Origin of the sequence: Peteryoungia rhizophila, from assembly GCF_004912145.1 — a bacterium.
In the GTDB taxonomy this organism is placed as follows: domain Bacteria; phylum Pseudomonadota; class Alphaproteobacteria; order Rhizobiales; family Rhizobiaceae; genus Allorhizobium; species Allorhizobium rhizophilum.
This window is the reverse complement of the sequence record NZ_STGT01000006.1, coordinates 20,174-35,981: the sequence shown is the minus strand read 5'-3', so window position 1 is coordinate 35,981 and position 15,808 is coordinate 20,174. Positions and strand designations below refer to the sequence as shown.

At 61.3% G+C, this 15,808-nt stretch carries 16 protein-coding genes; 9 read left to right on the top strand and 7 right to left on the bottom strand.

Going from position 1 to position 15,808, the window contains the following annotated elements; all coding sequences use genetic code 11:
- Positions 1–28: 28 nt before the first annotated feature.
- Entirely contained in the window at positions 29–2,365 is a 2,337-nt protein-coding gene (locus E9677_RS21405; RefSeq protein ID WP_136560091.1) for an OmpA family protein, read from the bottom strand.
- A 354-nt stretch (positions 2,366–2,719) separates the two neighbouring features.
- Here E9677_RS21405 and E9677_RS21400 point away from each other — a divergent pair, with 354 nt between their 5' ends.
- From E9677_RS21400 to E9677_RS21385, 4 genes are all read left to right on the top strand, one after another.
- On the top strand, positions 2,720–3,493 hold the full coding sequence (locus tag E9677_RS21400; protein ID WP_136560090.1) for an ABC transporter substrate-binding protein: 774 nt from the start codon (positions 2,720–2,722) through the stop codon (positions 3,491–3,493).
- A gap of 111 nt (positions 3,494–3,604) precedes the next feature.
- Positions 3,605–4,408, top strand: coding sequence for an ABC transporter permease (locus E9677_RS21395; RefSeq protein ID WP_136560089.1), 804 nt, complete (start codon positions 3,605–3,607; stop codon positions 4,406–4,408).
- Positions 4,405–5,235 carry an ABC transporter permease gene (locus E9677_RS21390; protein WP_136560088.1) on the top strand — a complete coding sequence of 277 codons (831 nt, stop codon included), beginning with the start codon at positions 4,405–4,407 and terminating at the stop codon, positions 5,233–5,235. The genes E9677_RS21395 and E9677_RS21390 overlap by 4 nt, the downstream gene beginning before the upstream one ends.
- A 173-nt stretch (positions 5,236–5,408) precedes the next feature.
- Positions 5,409–5,675: an usg protein gene (locus E9677_RS21385; RefSeq protein WP_136560087.1), complete on the top strand. Its 267-nt coding sequence runs from the start codon at positions 5,409–5,411 to the stop codon at positions 5,673–5,675.
- A 2-nt stretch (positions 5,676–5,677) separates the two neighbouring features.
- Here the strand turns inward: E9677_RS21385 and E9677_RS21380 are convergent, their stop codons facing one another.
- A complete protein-coding gene (locus tag E9677_RS21380; protein WP_136560086.1) occupies positions 5,678–6,415 on the bottom strand; it encodes a DUF2270 domain-containing protein in 738 nt (245 codons plus the stop codon).
- A gap of 126 nt (positions 6,416–6,541) precedes the next feature.
- On the opposite strand from E9677_RS21380, the gene E9677_RS21375 reads away from it, so the two are divergent.
- The 3 genes from E9677_RS21375 (at position 6,542) to E9677_RS21365 (ending at position 9,945) form a co-directional block, all read left to right on the top strand.
- Positions 6,542–7,360 (top strand): methyltransferase domain-containing protein, encoded by an 819-nt coding sequence (locus E9677_RS21375; RefSeq protein ID WP_136560085.1) that lies wholly within the window; start codon positions 6,542–6,544, stop codon positions 7,358–7,360.
- A 92-nt stretch (positions 7,361–7,452) separates the two neighbouring features.
- Positions 7,453–9,003 carry a hypothetical protein gene (locus E9677_RS21370; RefSeq protein ID WP_136560084.1) on the top strand — a complete coding sequence of 517 codons (1,551 nt, stop codon included), beginning with the start codon at positions 7,453–7,455 and terminating at the stop codon, positions 9,001–9,003.
- Between the two features lie 72 nt (positions 9,004–9,075).
- Positions 9,076–9,945 carry an NAD(P)-dependent oxidoreductase gene (locus E9677_RS21365; RefSeq protein WP_136560083.1) on the top strand — a complete coding sequence of 290 codons (870 nt, stop codon included), beginning with the start codon at positions 9,076–9,078 and terminating at the stop codon, positions 9,943–9,945.
- Positions 9,946–9,972: 27 nt separating this feature from the next.
- Here the strand turns inward: E9677_RS21365 and E9677_RS21360 are convergent, their stop codons facing one another.
- The 3 genes from E9677_RS21360 to E9677_RS21350 all read right to left on the bottom strand — a co-directional run bounded on the left by E9677_RS21360 (position 9,973) and on the right by E9677_RS21350 (position 11,780).
- A complete protein-coding gene (locus E9677_RS21360) occupies positions 9,973–10,461 on the bottom strand; it encodes an Lrp/AsnC family transcriptional regulator (RefSeq protein WP_112243204.1) in 489 nt (162 codons plus the stop codon).
- A 65-nt stretch (positions 10,462–10,526) separates the two neighbouring features.
- The gene (locus E9677_RS21355; RefSeq protein ID WP_136560316.1) at positions 10,527–11,171 is read right to left on the bottom strand and encodes a uracil-DNA glycosylase family protein; all 645 of its coding nucleotides are present in this window, start codon (positions 11,169–11,171) and stop codon (positions 10,527–10,529) included.
- 36 nt (positions 11,172–11,207) lie between these two features.
- Positions 11,208–11,780 (bottom strand): thermonuclease family protein, encoded by a 573-nt coding sequence (locus E9677_RS21350; RefSeq protein ID WP_136560082.1) that lies wholly within the window; start codon positions 11,778–11,780, stop codon positions 11,208–11,210.
- A 119-nt stretch (positions 11,781–11,899) separates the two neighbouring features.
- On the opposite strand from E9677_RS21350, the gene E9677_RS21345 reads away from it, so the two are divergent.
- Complete coding sequence (locus E9677_RS21345) at positions 11,900–13,435, top strand: sensor histidine kinase (protein WP_136560081.1); 1,536 nt, start codon at positions 11,900–11,902, stop codon at positions 13,433–13,435.
- Here E9677_RS21345 and E9677_RS21340 read toward each other — a convergent pair whose 3' ends face one another.
- A complete protein-coding gene (locus E9677_RS21340) occupies positions 13,436–13,858 on the bottom strand; it encodes a diacylglycerol kinase (protein ID WP_136560080.1) in 423 nt (140 codons plus the stop codon). It lies immediately after the preceding gene.
- Positions 13,851–14,873 carry a nicotinate-nucleotide--dimethylbenzimidazole phosphoribosyltransferase gene (gene cobT / locus E9677_RS21335; protein ID WP_136560079.1) on the bottom strand — a complete coding sequence of 341 codons (1,023 nt, stop codon included), beginning with the start codon at positions 14,871–14,873 and terminating at the stop codon, positions 13,851–13,853. The genes E9677_RS21340 and cobT overlap by 8 nt, the downstream gene beginning before the upstream one ends.
- 141 nt (positions 14,874–15,014) lie before the next feature.
- On the opposite strand from cobT, the gene cobS reads away from it, so the two are divergent.
- A complete protein-coding gene (cobS, locus tag E9677_RS21330) occupies positions 15,015–15,800 on the top strand; it encodes an adenosylcobinamide-GDP ribazoletransferase (protein ID WP_136560078.1) in 786 nt (261 codons plus the stop codon).
- The last annotated feature ends 8 nt before the right edge of the window (positions 15,801–15,808 follow it).

The following is a 15,808-nucleotide window of genomic DNA, read 5'->3' as shown; positions in this document are numbered from 1 at the left end:
TTGTTTCGTTCAGAGATCCTGACGTCGATCAGTCGTTGCTGGACACGCCGGCCGGGCGAACCAGCGTTGTCACGCGGCGGATCGCCACGCGGCGGTTCTGCTGTTCGCCGGCTTCCGTGCGAATCTTCAGGAAGCGCTCGCCATAGCCCTGAACCGACATGTTTTCCGGCGGAATGCCGTAGACTTCGGTCAGGAGGTTGGCGACGGTCTCGGCGCGCTGATCCGAAAGAACCAAGTTCGACCGGTCCGAACCAACGGCATCGGTATGGCCTTCGATCAGGAAGACTTCGCCCGGATCGTTTTCGAGCAGCTTCTCCATGGCCTGGGCCACCTGACGCAGGGTCCGGGCCTGTTCCAGCGGCACCTCTGCCGAACCGGACGGGAAGGTGATCGTGTCGAGGTCGATACGACGGACCTTGTCGCGGATACGAGCCGAAGACTTGACCTCATCGATCGAATAGACCCTCTCGACACGCTCCACCGGCGGCTGGCCGAGGAACTCGTAATAGTCACGATCGGGCGAACGGGTCGTGCTGACGATGTAGTCGCTGACCGGAATGGTCAGACGCATCGGCGGCAGCGAGAGGCCGACATCAACATACATGCTCGGACGTTCGCCATCGGCTTCAGGCGAATACATCAGCACATATTCCCGACCGCGCGGCGAGATGCGCGAGCGAATGATGATGTCGCCGTAGCGGTTGTAGACCGTGACCAGCTTGCTGCCGTCCGCACGCTCGATGGTCTCGCGGGTGCGGCCACGCGGCAGCTCCTCGTAGTAGGTCTGCTCTGCATCGTAGCGCAGCCGCTGACGATCGTCACCGCGAACCACGATCTGGTTGCCGACATTGATGACCGTACGATTGTCGACCTGCTCGATCACCCGGATCTCCGTGACCTGGTTGACCACGTTGTTCTGGACGATGTTGTTGTTGGTGACATTGTTCGTGACGTTGGTGGTCACGGTGCTGTTCGACACATTGTTGGTCACCGAAGTCGGCACTTCGAAAGTCGGTGCCGCATCAAGCGTCGTACCCTGCTCGGCAATGGTCGCCTGGATGGTCTGGGGATCAACCTGAACGGCCTCAGCCTGGGCGGCTGCATCGGATTCCGGCGGCGGAGCCACTTCCTCCTGAGCGCGGAGTTCATTGCGCTGCTGACGGACGTCCTGGCCACCACTGTTGTCGGCGTCCTTGTCGCTGTCGAGTACGGCCGCACCGTTGTCGACCGGCAGAACGACGGTTTCGGAAGACTGTGACGGATCTTCGGCAATCGCCTGCTTCTCTTCCGTGGTCCGCGTGTCGGTGATTTCCTGAACCGGCTGGTCTTCCTGAGGTTCGACGGCAGGCACGACGACCTGTTCGCCTTCCGGCTGGGCGTCTGCCGGAGCTTCTTCGCCGGTGGCCTGCTGTTCGGCAGGCTGCTGGTCGGCTGGCTGTTCAGCCTGATCGGCCGGAGCTTCGCCTTCCGTCGCAGGCTGTTCGCCGGCCGCGTCCTGGCTCGGGCGCAGTTCTTCCTCGGCAGCAGGAGCCTGCTCCTCGGTCGGCTGCGGTGCCGCCTGTTCCTCAGCGGGCTGCTGTTCTTCAGCCGGCTGTTCCTCAGTCTGCTCGGTTGCCGGTGCCGGGCACTCAGCCTCGGTGGCAGCCTGCGATCCGTCGGCACAGGTCACGACCACGACCTGCGGCTCTTCGGCCGGCTGGGCCTCTTCAGCCTGCTGCTGGGCTTCAGCTTCCGCCTGAGCCTGTGCTTCTGCTTCGGCGGCACGCTGGGCTTCGGCTTCCGCCTGAGCCTGTGCTTCTGCATCCGCTGCACTCTGGGCCTCGGCCTCTGCCTGGGCCTGTGCTTCTGCTTCAGCCGCACGCTGGGCTTCGGCTTCCGCCTGGGCCTGTGCTTCTGCTTCGGCGGCACGCTGGGCTTCGGCTTCCGCCTGGGCCTGTGCTTCTGCTTCGGCGGCACGCTGGGCCTCGGCTTCTGCCTGGGCCTGTGCTTCTGCTTCGGCAGCACGCTGGGCCTCGGCTTCTGCCTGGGCCTGTGCTTCTGCTTCGGCAGCACGCTGTGCTTCAGCTTCCGCCTGAGCCTGAGCTTCTGCCTCAGCAGCGCGCTGTGCTTCTGCTTCGGCCGCGCGACGCTGTTCTTCCTCGGCGGCGGCCTGCGCATCGCGGGCGGCACAGGTTTCCGCATCCGGAGCCTCGGTGCCGTCGTTGCAGACGACGGCCTGGGCAAGCTGGATCAGCTGCTCTTCGGCTTGCCGGCTCTGGCTCTGCCGTTCGGGGTGACCGGTGACCGAAGCCGCTACGGGCTTCGCGAACACCGCCACGGACAGCATCGGGATTGCCACCGTGTTCAGCAATCTGCTCTTGAACATATCTTGCGTTTCCTTCCCTCTGCATGGCCACCGATGGGATCATCCGTGCCACGCCATTAAATGCGTGCTCGATTACGCGAACCGAAACTGCCGCCAAGCTAGAGTTCGCATAATTAACCGTGCCTGAACGAGTGGGAACGACATTTGCTCCATCCGATGACACCGAATGGAACAAATATTCCTCCGCAGCCAGCTATCGCACTTATAAGAAGCAAATTTAGGCGACCACGCGGTTTGTTGTTGATTTCGGTTCAAAAACCGGACGAATATTGGGCCAAGTGCTGCCAACGCGCTGCACGATCAAGGACAGTCGCATCAAAACAACAAGCGGCGTCCACCAACAGAGAGGATCTCATGCGTATTCCGACACGTTTTCTGGCCGCAGCCTCGATCGCTGCCCTGTCGCTTTTCGCCGGTTCGACCATGGCTCAGGAAAAGCTGATCATCGGCACCGAGGGCGCATACCCGCCCTTCAACAATCTCGAGGCCGACGGTTCGCTGGTTGGTTTCGACATCGATGTCGCCAAGGCGCTCTGTGAAGAGATGAAGGTGACCTGCGAATTCGTCACCCAGGATTGGGATGGCATCATCCCGGCACTGCAGGCGAAGAAGTTCGACGCGATCATCGCATCCATGTCGATCACCCCTGAGCGCCTGGAAAAGGTCGACTTCTCCAAGAAGTACTACAACACGCCGCCGGCCGTTGCCGTGCCGAAGGATTCGACTATCACGGACGTCGCGGGCCTCGCCGGCAAGACCGTCGGCGCCCAGTCCTCGACGACCCATGCCAACTATGCCGAAAAGCACATGGCCGAGTCTGAGCTGAAGCTCTATCCGACCGCCGACGAATACAAGCTCGACCTCGAAGGTGGCCGTGTTGATGCCGTTGTCGACGACATCGTCGTTCTCTCCGAATGGCTGAAGTCGGACGCCGGCGCCTGCTGCAAGCTGCTGACCCCACTCCCGGTCGATGTCGAGATCAACGGTGAAGGTGCGGGCATCGCCGTCCGCAAGGGCGAAACGGCACTCGCCGACAAGTTCACGGCCGCCATCGCTGCGATCCGTGCCAACGGCAAATATGCCGAGATCAACACCAAGTACTTTGATTTCGACGTTTACGGCGAGTAATCCCGGAATCCTCTGACAAAAACGAGTGGCGGAAGTCGAACACTTCCGCCATTTTGCATTTGGACGGCATGACGATCAAAAAGGCGGGAAAAACCGCCAAGGGGGAATGGCATGGGCGGATTCTCTTCCGCGCTCGGCTCGCTCTGGGCCTGGATCAGCTACACGTTCGATCCGCTCTGTGGCCCGATCGGGCTGTTCCGGCTTTTCGCGTCGGACACGCTCGTCGGCTGTGGCGACACAGGATGGGGCGACGAGATCGCCTTTGGCGTGAAGGTGACGATCTCGCTGGCACTCGTTACACTGCCGGTCGGGCTTGCCATCGGCTTCATCATCGCACTTGCCCGGCAGTCCGACGAATGGAGCCTGAGGGCGGCGACAGGGGTCTACACGACCATCTTCCGAGGCCTGCCAGAGCTCTTGACGCTCTTTATCGTCTATTTCGGCTTTCAGATCTTGGTTCAGTCGGTTCTAACCTGGTTCGGTAGTGAGCAGCGGGTCGAGATCAACGCCTTCGTTGCAGGCATGATCGCCCTGTCCGTGGTGTTTTCGTCCTACGCGTCCGAAGTTCTACTCTCCGCCTTCCAGGCAATCCCACGCGGCCAGTACGAAGCCGGCAGCGCCGTGGGCCTTTCCAGACGCAAAACCATGTGGCTGATCATTGTACCGCAACTGATCCGGATCGCCCTCCCGGGCCTGAGCAATCTCTGGCTCGTGCTTCTGAAGGATACAGCCCTCGTCTCGGTCATCGGCCTTGCGGACATCGTTCGTCAGACAGGTGTCGCGGCCCGTGTGACCAAGGAAGCATTTCTGTTCTACGGCATCGCCTGTCTTCTCTACCTGATCCTGGCCAGCGTATCCTCGATCGGCCTGAACGCGATTTCCAAATGGGCGAACCGCGCGGAGGCAGGCCGATGAGTCATGCCCTGGAAATCATTCCCGCCCGCCCTGCTCCTCCCACCAAGGTCAGCCGCATCACGGTCGCCCGCGTATTCGGCTATGCGATCCTGACACTCTGGGCCGTGCTCGGCATAGCCCTGGCATGGTACCTCATATCGAGCTGGGACCCGGAAAAGATTGCCCGCTACGGCTGGCGGTATATGGACGGTCTCGCCACGACCTTGATGCTGACCTTCGGCTCCATCACCCTGGGCGCCGTCCTGTCCTTGCCGGTGGCCTTTGCGCGCATGGCGAAGAACAAGCTTCTGAACGCCATTTCCTATGCCTATGTATATGTTTTCCGCAGCACGCCCATGCTGCTGCAGATCTTCCTGATCTACTATGGCCTCGGCTCGTTCCGGGCACAGATCGAGGCCGTCGGTCTCTGGTGGTTCTTCCGCGAAGCCTGGTACTGCGCCCTCTTCGCCATGACGCTGAACACGGCGGCCTACCAGGCCGAGATCCTGCGCGGGGCGATTGAGAGTGTGCCGCGCGGTCAGACCGAAGGCGCGAAATCGCTAGGCCTGCCGCGATCCATCACCTTCTGGAAAATCATCATGCCACAGGCCCTGATCGTGGCGCTGCGCCCATACGGCAACGAGATCATCTTCATGATCAAGGGCTCTGCCGTCGTTGCGGTCGTCACCGTCCTCGATCTGATGGGCCAGACGCGATACGCCTTCTCGCGCACCTTCGATTACCAGACCTATCTCTGGGCGGCGATCTTCTACCTCGCCATCGTCGAGGCGCTCCGTCACACTTGGGGCGCAATCGAAGCCCGGCTGACCCGTCATTTGAAGCGATAGCGGTCTCGCGGGCGGCATCCGGCCTGGTGTCGCCCGACCTCCATTAAGACATCATTTACCAAGCGGTGTTTCCATCATGTCAGGGGGGCCCGCGTTGGTCGCGGCCCCGGTCGGTCGCGGAAGCGTCACACCGTCCGCACCGATCCTTTGCAACGGGATACGGAGCAACGGACATGAACAGTGAAATGGAACTGATGCTGAAGGGCTATGGGCTGACCACCGCCCAGATCCTCTACCGCCTGCCAGACCACCCTTCCCTGCTGCAGACCTATATCTGGCAGCAGTACGACCTTGCCCCCGACTTTCCGGAAATGCGTGGCTTCCTACGCTTCTGGCAGGACAAGATCGAGGGGCCACTCCACTCCGTCACCTACGTGCACAAGAAGATGATCGCGGCCAGCGAATGGCGCTCGCTCAAGGGCGAGTTCATCCTGCACTGAAGTCAAACATGCACCTCGCCGTGTGCGAACTCGCCATCGTCTGGCTCGCGATGCAGGACCGCGAAGAGCAGTGAGCCGTAAAAGGCGGCGACGAGCGCCAGCACCATGCCGCCATGCAGCGGCCCCAGATGCGCATTCACGACCACTTGCCAGACGTTGCTGACGAACTCGGCCGGTGCTTCGCCCTGCTGCAGCTTGGGACTCGAGATCTTCAGCGCCCAGGCGAGAAGCAGGATCATGTACATCCAGATGTAGTTCCGGCGGATGCGCCGGAAGAGCGCATCGCGGTAATCGATCAGGAAGACGGGCTTGCGCAGACTGGCCGCGATCGCCTCGGCCCAATCGGCCTTGAGCTCCGCCTGCGGGCAGAGCGCCTGGGCGAAGTAGTGCCGCTCCAACTGCCGCACGCGGGCACGATAGACATCGAAGAACCGATAGCGCCGCGCCTCGATCAGCAGGAAAACCGAAATCAGCAGCATGGCAAAGAGGATGACGCCATGATGCGAAGCCGGCGTGGACAGCGACACGGACAAGAGACCGGCGACCACCGTCATCGACCAGTTCGAAGTGCGGTCGATCCGGTCGCGCCAGCTGGTCATACGGCCGATTTCACCACGGTAATAGTGGATGATCATATTGGCCTTTTCGGCCGAGTTGGCCGGCAAGGCCGGTGCTTGGCGGGCGGGCTTGGCGCTTTCCAGCGGCAGCATGCCTGCTTTATCGTCTGTCGTTTGTTCCATGCGAGGCTCCCTGCACTGAAAACATCGGGAGACCCTGCACGGTTCCGTTTTCATTGCCAAGCCGGTCCCGACGGGCTAGACGAGCCGCAAAGGCCGGCGAGACGGCCGCGCAAACAGGAGCCTGACATGGCCAAGATCGACGAAGAAGCCCTGGCGGAAGCCTATAACCGCGCACTGGCACTCGAAAAGGCAGGCGACATCGACGCTGCCGTGACGGCCTATCAGGAAGTGCTGGCGATCGACCCCGACGACCATGGCGGCGCTTCGGTCCGGATCGCAGCACTCGGTCGCGGCGAAGCCCCGCCCAAAGCACCGGACGCCTATGTCGAGACACTGTTCGATCAGCATGCGGACGCCTTCGAGGACATCCTCGTCGAGCAGCTGGGTTATACGGTGCCGATGATGGTACGCCAGCGTCTGCAGGCGCTGAACCTCGGCCCCTTCAAGCGTCTGCTCGACCTCGGCTGCGGCACCGGCCTCACCGGCGGTACCCTGCGCGACATGGTCGACGACATGACAGGCATCGACATATCGGAAAAGATGGTCGAGATCGCCCATGAGAAGGATCTCTACGAGACGCTCTACGTCGCCGAACTCGAGGACTACCTCGAAGACAATGACGACGAGGGCTTCGACCTCGTGACCGCCACCGATGTCCTGCCCTATCTCGGCGCTCTCGAACCGCTGTTCTTCGGCACAGCCGAAAACATCGCCGACGGCGGCATCTTCGTCTTCTCCTCCGAAACCAGGCCTGAAGAGGTCATGGCCGGCCGGCCCTTCATGGTCGGCCCGCATCAGCGCTTCGTCCATGCCGAGGCCTATGTGCGCGAACGCCTGACAGCCACCGGCTTCGAACTCGTCGAAATCACCGACATCAACGTCCGCATGCAGGACGGAGAACCCTCGCCGGGGCATCTCGTCGTGGCAAAAAAGACATCGAACTAAATCAGGGATTGTATTTTCAACCCTCGGCTGCATCCGATTAGTGGCCACCTATCGCCAACAGACTAGGCTTTCCCCAACAACAGGGGGAAGCCATGCAAACAGAAGTTGCTTCACAAGCCATCTCCGACCCATCCTTGGCATGGACGGTTGTGGTCGCGTTCGCCATATCCTTCATCACCGTCTTCGCCCTGATCTTCGGACGATACGAAATCAGGCTACGACGTCTGCGTCTCATTCGCGACTATGTGAAGACCTTTCCGGTCATTGATCTGGGGGAAGAAGGCACCAGCCCGTCCTTCGAATTCGTCCGCAGCAAATATGCCGCCGACGTCAGAAGCAATGGCGAGAGAAGCGACGAACCGCGTTCGGCCGAGGGTATCATCAGGGAGATCAACGACACGATTTCCCAGACTCGCTTCTTTCTGAACCGGGGCGATCTGCGGCTGCTGGTGGCGGCCCTTCCCTATATGTTCGTGATCTCAGCGGGTTTCATACTCGCTTTCTCCGGCTTCGGATGTTTTGAAACCGCAGCAACCTGCCTGGACGGAACGACATTCAATCTCCTGACGGTCGGCGGCATGAAGCTATCCGAGCAACAAGCCTCAGCGGAATTGAGGCAACTCGCAGAAAATGTCTTGACGGTCGCCGCGATCACATTCGTCGGCGCCTATCTCTCATCCTTGCTCTATCTCGTCCAGGCGCTCGCGGTGTTCGACCTGAACGGCTACACGATGATCCGGCAGGCCGCGATGATCGTGATTTCCGTGCTGGCCTCAGCGACGCTCTACCGTGTCTTGCCGGACTCGAGCGCCCTACAGGCGGTGTTGAGCATCGAAAGAACCTCGCCTATCGGCGAGCTACCGGCTCTGTGGATCCTTCTCGGCCTCGCCTTCGGCCTGTTACCAGGCAGCGTCCTGCAGTTCATTTTGGTGAAGATCGGGACCCAGATCAACTGGATCAAGCAGTCGGACAACCGCTTCATCGACTGGACGAGGGTCGTCCCACTGGATGCGATCGATGGCATCGACTTTTTCACGCGCTTCCGCCTCGAAGAATGCGGGATCTCCGACGTCCAGTCGCTTGCCACCTATAATCCGATCATGCTGCATATTGAGACACCCTATGGGATCTACCAGACCGTCGACTGGATCGCCCAGGCGCAACTGTGCTGCGTCGTCGGTCTCGACCGGTTCCTGCTGCTGCGACAGTTCAACGTGCGCACGATCTTTGATCTGGAACGGGCCTTGAAGCAGAACCGCAAGGACGAAACCGAGGCGGATCAGAAGGCGATCGATGCCTTCGACCGCATCTACGCATCTGTTCTGTTTGCACCGACTGGCCCGATGAAACATGTCCAGGAGAAGAGCACGGCGAAGTTTCTCATCCCCGACGCCGATGGCCAGATCAAGGAAGTTGACGCGAAGGACTTCAGCATCTGGGCGCTCACGACCATCAGTGAAACCAAGGAGATGTCGTCACGCGCCATCGAGCACCTGATGGACTGGATCGGCGACGACCTTCATGTCCGCCGGTTGCGGCGCCTGTGGAACGAGATTTCGGGCCGCCTCGGGCAATTGAGCCTGGAACTGACGCCGGACCACAAGATCGGCGCCAAACCTGACGCACCCACCCCCGCCGATTGACCATCCGGGGACCTTTCGTCCTCTCCTGCCTTCGATTATGCATGTCGCACAGCGAAAGGCAGGAGAGACGAAATGGTAAAGGTCGCATTCATCGGTTTGGGCGTGATGGGATTTCCCATGGCAGGACACCTGAAGGTCAAGGGCGGCCACGAGGTGAAGGTCTTTAACCGCACCACAGCCAAGGCGGAAAGCTGGGTGGAGAAATTCGGTGGCAGCCTCGGCCTGACCCCGGCGGAAGCTGCCGAAGGCGCAGATTTCGTGTTCACCTGCGTCGGCAATGACGACGACCTGCGCTCGGTGACAACAGGCGAAAACGGCGTGATCGCCGCCATGAAGCCGGGTGCCATCCTGATCGACAATACCACCGCCTCGGCCGAGGTCGCACGGGAACTCGCCGAAGCCACGGCCGCGAAGGGCTGCGGCTTCATCGACGCACCCGTATCCGGTGGCCAGGCAGGTGCCGAGAATGGTGTCTTGACGGTCATGTGCGGTGGCGAGCCAGAGACATTCGAAAGAGCCCGGCCGGTGATAGACGCCTATGCGCGCATGGTCGGCCTGATGGGTCCGGCCGGCGCCGGACAGTTGACCAAGATGGTCAACCAGATCTGCATCGCAGGCCTCGTCCAGGGCCTCGCCGAGGGCGTGCATTTCGGCAAGAAGGCCGGCCTCGACATCGAGAAGGTCATCGAGGTGATCTCCAAGGGCGCCGCCGGCTCCTGGCAGATGGAAAACCGTCACAAGACGATGAACCAGGGCAAATACGACTTCGGCTTTGCCGTCGACTGGATGCGCAAGGACCTCGACATCGTCTTGACCGAAGCGCGTAGCAATGGCGCCAGCCTGCCGGTCACGGCATTGGTCGACCAGTTCTATGGGGAGGTGCAGAAGCTCGGCGGCAAGCGCTGGGATACGTCCTCCCTGCTCGCCCGCCTCGAAAAATGATCAGCACATGGGGCGCTTAGGCGCCCCTCAGTCTTCCTGGGACTTCTGATTGTCGATCATCATGTAGTCGAGCGGCAGCTCGGTCGTGTACTTGATCTGCTCCATGGCGAACACGGAGGACACGTCGCGGATCTCGATCTTGGCGATCATCCGCTTGTAGAATGCGTCATAGGCCGCGATGTCAGGCACCACGACGCGCAGCAGGTAGTCGACATCACCGCTCATGCGGTAGAATTCGACCACTTCCGGAAATTCGGACACCACTTCCGAAAAGCGCTTCAGCCATTCAATGGAGTGGCTGGAGGTCCGGATCGAGACGAAGACGGTGACCTTGGTATTGACCTTGCCCGGGTCGAGCAGGGCCACGCGGCGGCGAATGACGCCGTCTTCTTCCATCTTCTGGATACGCCGCCAGCAGGGCGTCGTGGACAGGCCGACCTTCTTGGCGAGATCGGCGACAGCGAGCGTGGAGTCTTCCTGGAGGATACGAAGAATTTTACGATCGAGGCGGTCCATGGGGCATCCTGAAAAACTGATTTTTCCTGATATAGCAGATTCATTACGATTTATGGAAAATCATTTCAGCCTATCAACAAGGAAACCTCGCGCTGAAGCACCGGAAGCACCTCGTCTTCGAACCAGGGATGACGCTTGAGCCAGCCCGTATTGCGCCAGCTTGGATGCGGCAGCGGCAGCACGCGCGGCCCCTCGCGATTGGCCAACAGAAAATCGCGCCAATGGGAAACCGTCTCCGTCATCGTCTTCCGGCGCAGTCCCCCGAGGTGCCAGGCCTGCGCATACTGACCGATCGCCAGGACCAACTCGACCTGTGGCATGGCATCCATCACCGTTTGACGCCAATGCGGCGCACATTCCCGGCGCGGCGGCAGATCATGCCCTTCTGCATTGTAACCGGGAAAGCAGAAGCCCATCGGCGCGATCGCGAATCTGGCGCGATCATAAAAGACCTCCCTATCCACACCCAGCCATTGTCGCAAACGGTCACCGGATGCATCGTTGAAGGGGATACCCGTCTCATGCACCCGTAGGCCCGGCGCCTGGCCGGCGATCAGCACCCGCGCGGTCGAGGAGAGATAGGCGACAGGCCGAGGTTCATGCGGCATGCGCCGCTGCGGTCCACCCGCAGGACAGTCGCGGCAGATACGGCAGCGGGCGATCGCAAGCGAGAGCGCATCGATCGGCGGCGGTGGAGAACCGGGCGGCATTGCGGGAGGCTCCGGGTCGTCAAGTGGCATTCTCTGTCATTCCTCGAACCAGGTCGAAATCCAGTGGGGCACTAACGTCCGGACCCAAGCCGTCTGTTCCACCTCTTCGAGCTTTCGCATCCGCCGCCATTCCGAGGGACGCTCGAAGGTACCGTTCCAGATGCCCTTGATCTCGCGCCGTGCCAGCCCCTCCTCCGCAAGATAGCGCCCATCCGCCACCGCCGCGCCGGAGGCGACCAGGAGACGGCCGAGATCGTCGGTGCCGCGCCGACAGTTGACCAGCAACCGCTCGTAGCGATCGCGATCCGCTCCGCTACATTCCCAACCACCACTGCCGACGATATCCGCCAGGACCTGTCGGGCATCTTCCCCGCAAGAATAGTGTCTGCCGTCCGGCCGCGTGCAGGCCTGCTCGATTTCAGGCGCATCGAGGCCTTCGAGCCTGAGCCGCTCGCCTTTTGCAAGCAGTGTGTCGCCATCTACGGCTATAAAGGGGCCCGTGAACCGCAGCGCTTGCTCATTCTCCAGCTTGGCGATGATCAGAAGTGCCAGCGCGAGTATGGCGAGCCCGACCACCCAATCGCGCAGACGCCGAACAACCGTTGTCACATTCCAACCCACTTCAAGAACGAATCCTTTTCACACATGGCAAACAAATCCTTCCAAGACAGGATCTTCTTAAGAATTCGCCGCTAGGGTTCAAGCAAGGCGCGGAAGACTGCAACGCAATGAGTAACGGCGTAGACACATCGGCGGACAAGAACGTTCTGGACCTGACGCGCAGCTCGCGCAACAGGGCAACGACACGTGCCGTCCGTGCAACCCGAGAGCGACTGCAATCTCCCTTGGGATCTTCGCCTGCCTTCGACGTAGAGATGCTCGGCATGCATGTGGCCGCCTCCCTGCAAGGCGCAGCCGTCATCCCGATCATCACGCTCCTGATCGCAGCCTCCGGAGCCTATTTCACTGCACAGCCGCATTTCCTAGTCTGGGGTCTCTTCGCGCTCACCATGCATGCGATCGGCATCCTGCTGGTGAGACGCGCCTCCAAGCACGACATCACCATCGACAACCAGCACAAATGGCGGCGCATCCTGCTTCTGTCGCAGGTCGCCATGGGCATGTCCTGGGCGATCTTCGCCCTGCAGGACTGCACCAATTGCAACCCGACCGCCTTCATCTTCTACAAGGGCGCCGTATTGCTCCTTGCACTCTCGATCACCGCCATGGCCAGCATGCTTCTCCGCCAGGCCGTACTGTTCGGCTTCCTGCCGACGGTTGTGGCGCTCACCTATGTCGCGGGCACCGGCCACAAAATCCTTGATCTGGGCCTGACCGCCGTCTTCACCACGGCCCTCATCTTCTTCATCTACATTACCAGCCGTCTCCATCAGGCCAATTTGAAACTCCTCTCTTATCAGACGGAGAAGGACGACCTGATTGCGGAACTGGAAGTCGCAAAGTCTCTCTCGGACGAGGCACGCCGCCGCGCCGAGGAAGCCAACATGGCGAAATCACGCTTCCTCGCCTCGATGTCCCACGAACTCCGCACGCCACTCAACGCGATCCTCGGCTTCTCCGAAGTCATGGCGACGGAAGTGCTCGGACCGCTCAACAACCCGCTTTACAAAGAATATGCCGGCGACATCCACAGGTCAGGCAGCCATCTGCTCGAACTCATCAACGAGATCCTCGATCTGTCGCGCATCGAGGCTGGCAAATACGAGCTGAGCGAGGAGAGCGTCTCGCTGCTCGAACTGGCCGAAGATTGCATCGGCATGATCCAGCTGCGCGCCAAGTCCAAGAACATCAGCATCGAGGAACAGTTCGAACGTGATCTGCCGTCGCTCTGGGCCGATGAAAAGGCTCTGCGCCAAGTCATCCTGAACCTCCTCTCGAACGCGGTGAAATTCACCCCCCAGGGTGGCGAGATCGTCGTGAAGGCCGGCTGGACGGCGGGCGGCGGACAATATGTCTCAATCCGCGACAATGGCCCAGGCATCCCGGAAAACGAGATCCCGGTCGTGCTCTCTGCCTTCGGTCAGGGCTCGATCGCGATCAAGAGCGCCGAGCAGGGCACGGGCCTTGGCCTGCCGATCGTCCAAGCGATCCTGTCCAAGCATGGCGGCGAGTTCAAGTTGAAGTCGAAGCTGCGCGAAGGCACGGAAGTCGTCGCCATCCTGCCGTCGAGCCGCGTGCTGGAAAGCCTCCCCGCTATCAGCGAAGTCAAGGCCGTCGAGCCGCGCCGCCGGCAGTTCGCCTGATCAGGCGAGGAACAGCCGGCTCACCACGACATAGACTGCAAATGCCGCATTGGCGATGATCAGGCAGAACACGGCGAAGGACCCGAGGTCCTTGGCATTTCGCCCGACCGTCGAGATTTCGGGCGAAATGCGATCTACCAGTTCCTCGATTGCCGTGTTCAGGGCTTCGACCGAGAACATCAGCATCATCAACACGATGAAGCCAAGGAATTCGAACAGGCTCGCGCCGATCGCGGCGAAGACGACGAGCCCGCCGACAAAGCCCAGCAATTCGTGCCGGAAGGCCGATTCCTGGATCAGGCGCTTGAAGCCCTGCGCCGAATATTGCGCGGCCGCGAACAGATGTGCGACGCCGGTCTTCTTCTGGATGACAGTGGAGGCGAGCGGCTCGGCACCGCTCTTCTTTGTCTTACGATCACTCATGCGACTTGTTGGATACCCCCGCCTGCTCGAACGTGGCCATGCCGGTATGGCAGGCAGCCGCAGCCTTGACGATGCCGGCTGCAAGCGCGGCGCCGGTGCCTTCGCCGAGCCGCATGCCGAGTGCCAGGAGCGGCGTCTTGCCGAGGCGCTCGATCGCACGCAGATGGCCCGGCTCACCGGACACATGGCCGATCAGGCAATGATCGAGCGCCGACGGATTGGCAGCTTTCAGGATAGAGGCTGCGGCGGTTGCCACATAACCATCGACCAGGACCGGGATCTTCTCCATGCGGGCAGCCAGAATGGCGCCGGCCATGGCGGCGATTTCGCGACCGCCGAGACGGCGCAACACTTCCAACGGATCCGACAGATGCTCCTGGTGGAAGGCGACAGCCTGCTTCACGGCCGCCACCTTGCGCGCCAGCACGTCGCCTTCGGAACCGGTGCCAGGTCCAACCCAGTCTTCCGCCTCGCCGCCGTAGAGCGCTAGATTGATCGCAGCGGCTATCGTCGTGTTGCCGATCCCCATCTCGCCGATGCAGAGCAAGTCGGTTCCGCCAGCAATCGCCTCCATGCCGAACGCCATGGTCGCAGCGCAGTCGCGCTCGGAGAGCGCCGGCTCGCAGGTGATGTCACCCGTGGGATAATCGAGTGCGAGATCGAAGATCTTGAGGCCGAGGTCATGCGTCACGCAGATCTGGTTGATCGCAGCACCGCCGGCGGCAAAGTTCTCGACCATCTGCTGGGTGACAGAGGGCGGGAAAGGTGTGATGCCGTGTTTGGTCACGCCGTGATTGCCAGCGAAGATCGCGACCAGCGGTCGGTTGACCGCCGGCGCACGGCCGCTCCAGGCGGCGAGCCACATGGCGATCTCCTCGAGGCGACCAAGTGCACCCGGCGGCTTCGCCAATTGCTTGTCACGCTCGCGCGCGGCGACCAACGCGGCGGTATGGGGTCCCGGCAGATCGCGCAGCAGGGCGCGAAAATCGTCGAATGGCAGGCCGGTGACGCTCATGGATCGGGCTTCCTTGTATTCTTCCAGCAAATCAGGCTTTGTGGCCTCTCTCATACTGACCGGACCCGTGCCGCTCAACTCAAAAAACGACGCAACCGGTCGAGGACGGAAACGAATGCCTGAATACGGAAAACGGGGATCATGCAGGTCGTCGAAAACCTTTTGACGGAAACGGCCCGTGCCATTTCCTTTTTGAGCCGCTTGCCCGTGCCGGATCACTATTTCGCCGGCCATGATGGCAGCCTGCGCCGCACAATCGCAGCCTTCCCCGTTGCCGGCCTCGTAGTCGCCCTGCCCGCCGCGCTGGTGATCGGCGTCCTTTCGGCCGCCGGTGCCGATGCCGTCCTCGTCGCACTCATCGCAGTGACCTTGCAGATCATGTTGACGGGCGCTCTGCACGAAGATGGCCTGTCTGATACCGCCGATGGTCTGGGCGGCGGCCGTAGCCGCGACAAGGCGCTCGCGATCATGAAGGATAGCCGGATCGGCACCTATGGCGCGCTTGCGCTGATCCTGTCGGTTGCGATCCGTGTTGCAGCCCTCACGATCCTGACCGCAGGATTGCCGCCACTGGCGGCGGGCTTATCCTGGCTGGCAGCAGCGGTCCTGTCTCGGACGCTGCTGGTCTGGCACTGGTCGTCCCTGCCCTCGGCCCGTACGGATGGTGTGGCGGCCTCGGCTGGCACACCGGACAGAGAGGCCGCGCGCACAGCCTATGTCTTGGGCACGACGATGACGGCCGCTCTCGTCATCTTCACGCTGGCCTTTCATGCCTGGTTTCTCGCCTGTGCTTTCGCATTGGCCGGGGTGCTCGTCTTCACGCGGCATTGCCGAAAACGTCTCGGCGGTCATACGGGTGATACGATCGGTGCAAGCCAACAACTCTCCGAGATCGCCTTCCTCCTCACCCTTGCCATCATAGTTTAGAGACCCGA

Coding starts and splice junctions, on each gene's coding strand:
- E9677_RS21405 (WP_136560091.1), bottom strand. CDS start 2,365: ATGTTCAAGAGCAGATTGCTGAACACGGTGGCAATCCCGATGCTGTCC.
- E9677_RS21400 (WP_136560090.1), top strand. CDS start 2,720: ATGCGTATTCCGACACGTTTTCTGGCCGCAGCCTCGATCGCTGCCCTG.
- E9677_RS21395 (WP_136560089.1), top strand. CDS start 3,605: ATGGGCGGATTCTCTTCCGCGCTCGGCTCGCTCTGGGCCTGGATCAGC.
- E9677_RS21390 (WP_136560088.1), top strand. CDS start 4,405: ATGAGTCATGCCCTGGAAATCATTCCCGCCCGCCCTGCTCCTCCCACC.
- E9677_RS21385 (WP_136560087.1), top strand. CDS start 5,409: ATGAACAGTGAAATGGAACTGATGCTGAAGGGCTATGGGCTGACCACC.
- E9677_RS21380 (WP_136560086.1), bottom strand. CDS start 6,415: ATGGAACAAACGACAGACGATAAAGCAGGCATGCTGCCGCTGGAAAGC.
- E9677_RS21375 (WP_136560085.1), top strand. CDS start 6,542: ATGGCCAAGATCGACGAAGAAGCCCTGGCGGAAGCCTATAACCGCGCA.
- E9677_RS21370 (WP_136560084.1), top strand. CDS start 7,453: ATGCAAACAGAAGTTGCTTCACAAGCCATCTCCGACCCATCCTTGGCA.
- E9677_RS21365 (WP_136560083.1), top strand. CDS start 9,076: ATGGTAAAGGTCGCATTCATCGGTTTGGGCGTGATGGGATTTCCCATG.
- E9677_RS21360 (WP_112243204.1), bottom strand. CDS start 10,461: ATGGACCGCCTCGATCGTAAAATTCTTCGTATCCTCCAGGAAGACTCC.
- E9677_RS21355 (WP_136560316.1), bottom strand. CDS start 11,171: ATGCCGCCCGGTTCTCCACCGCCGCCGATCGATGCGCTCTCGCTTGCG.
- E9677_RS21345 (WP_136560081.1), top strand. CDS start 11,900: ATGAGTAACGGCGTAGACACATCGGCGGACAAGAACGTTCTGGACCTG.
- E9677_RS21340 (WP_136560080.1), bottom strand. CDS start 13,858: ATGAGTGATCGTAAGACAAAGAAGAGCGGTGCCGAGCCGCTCGCCTCC.
- cobT (WP_136560079.1), bottom strand. CDS start 14,873: ATGAGCGTCACCGGCCTGCCATTCGACGATTTTCGCGCCCTGCTGCGC.
- cobS (WP_136560078.1), top strand. CDS start 15,015: ATGCAGGTCGTCGAAAACCTTTTGACGGAAACGGCCCGTGCCATTTCC.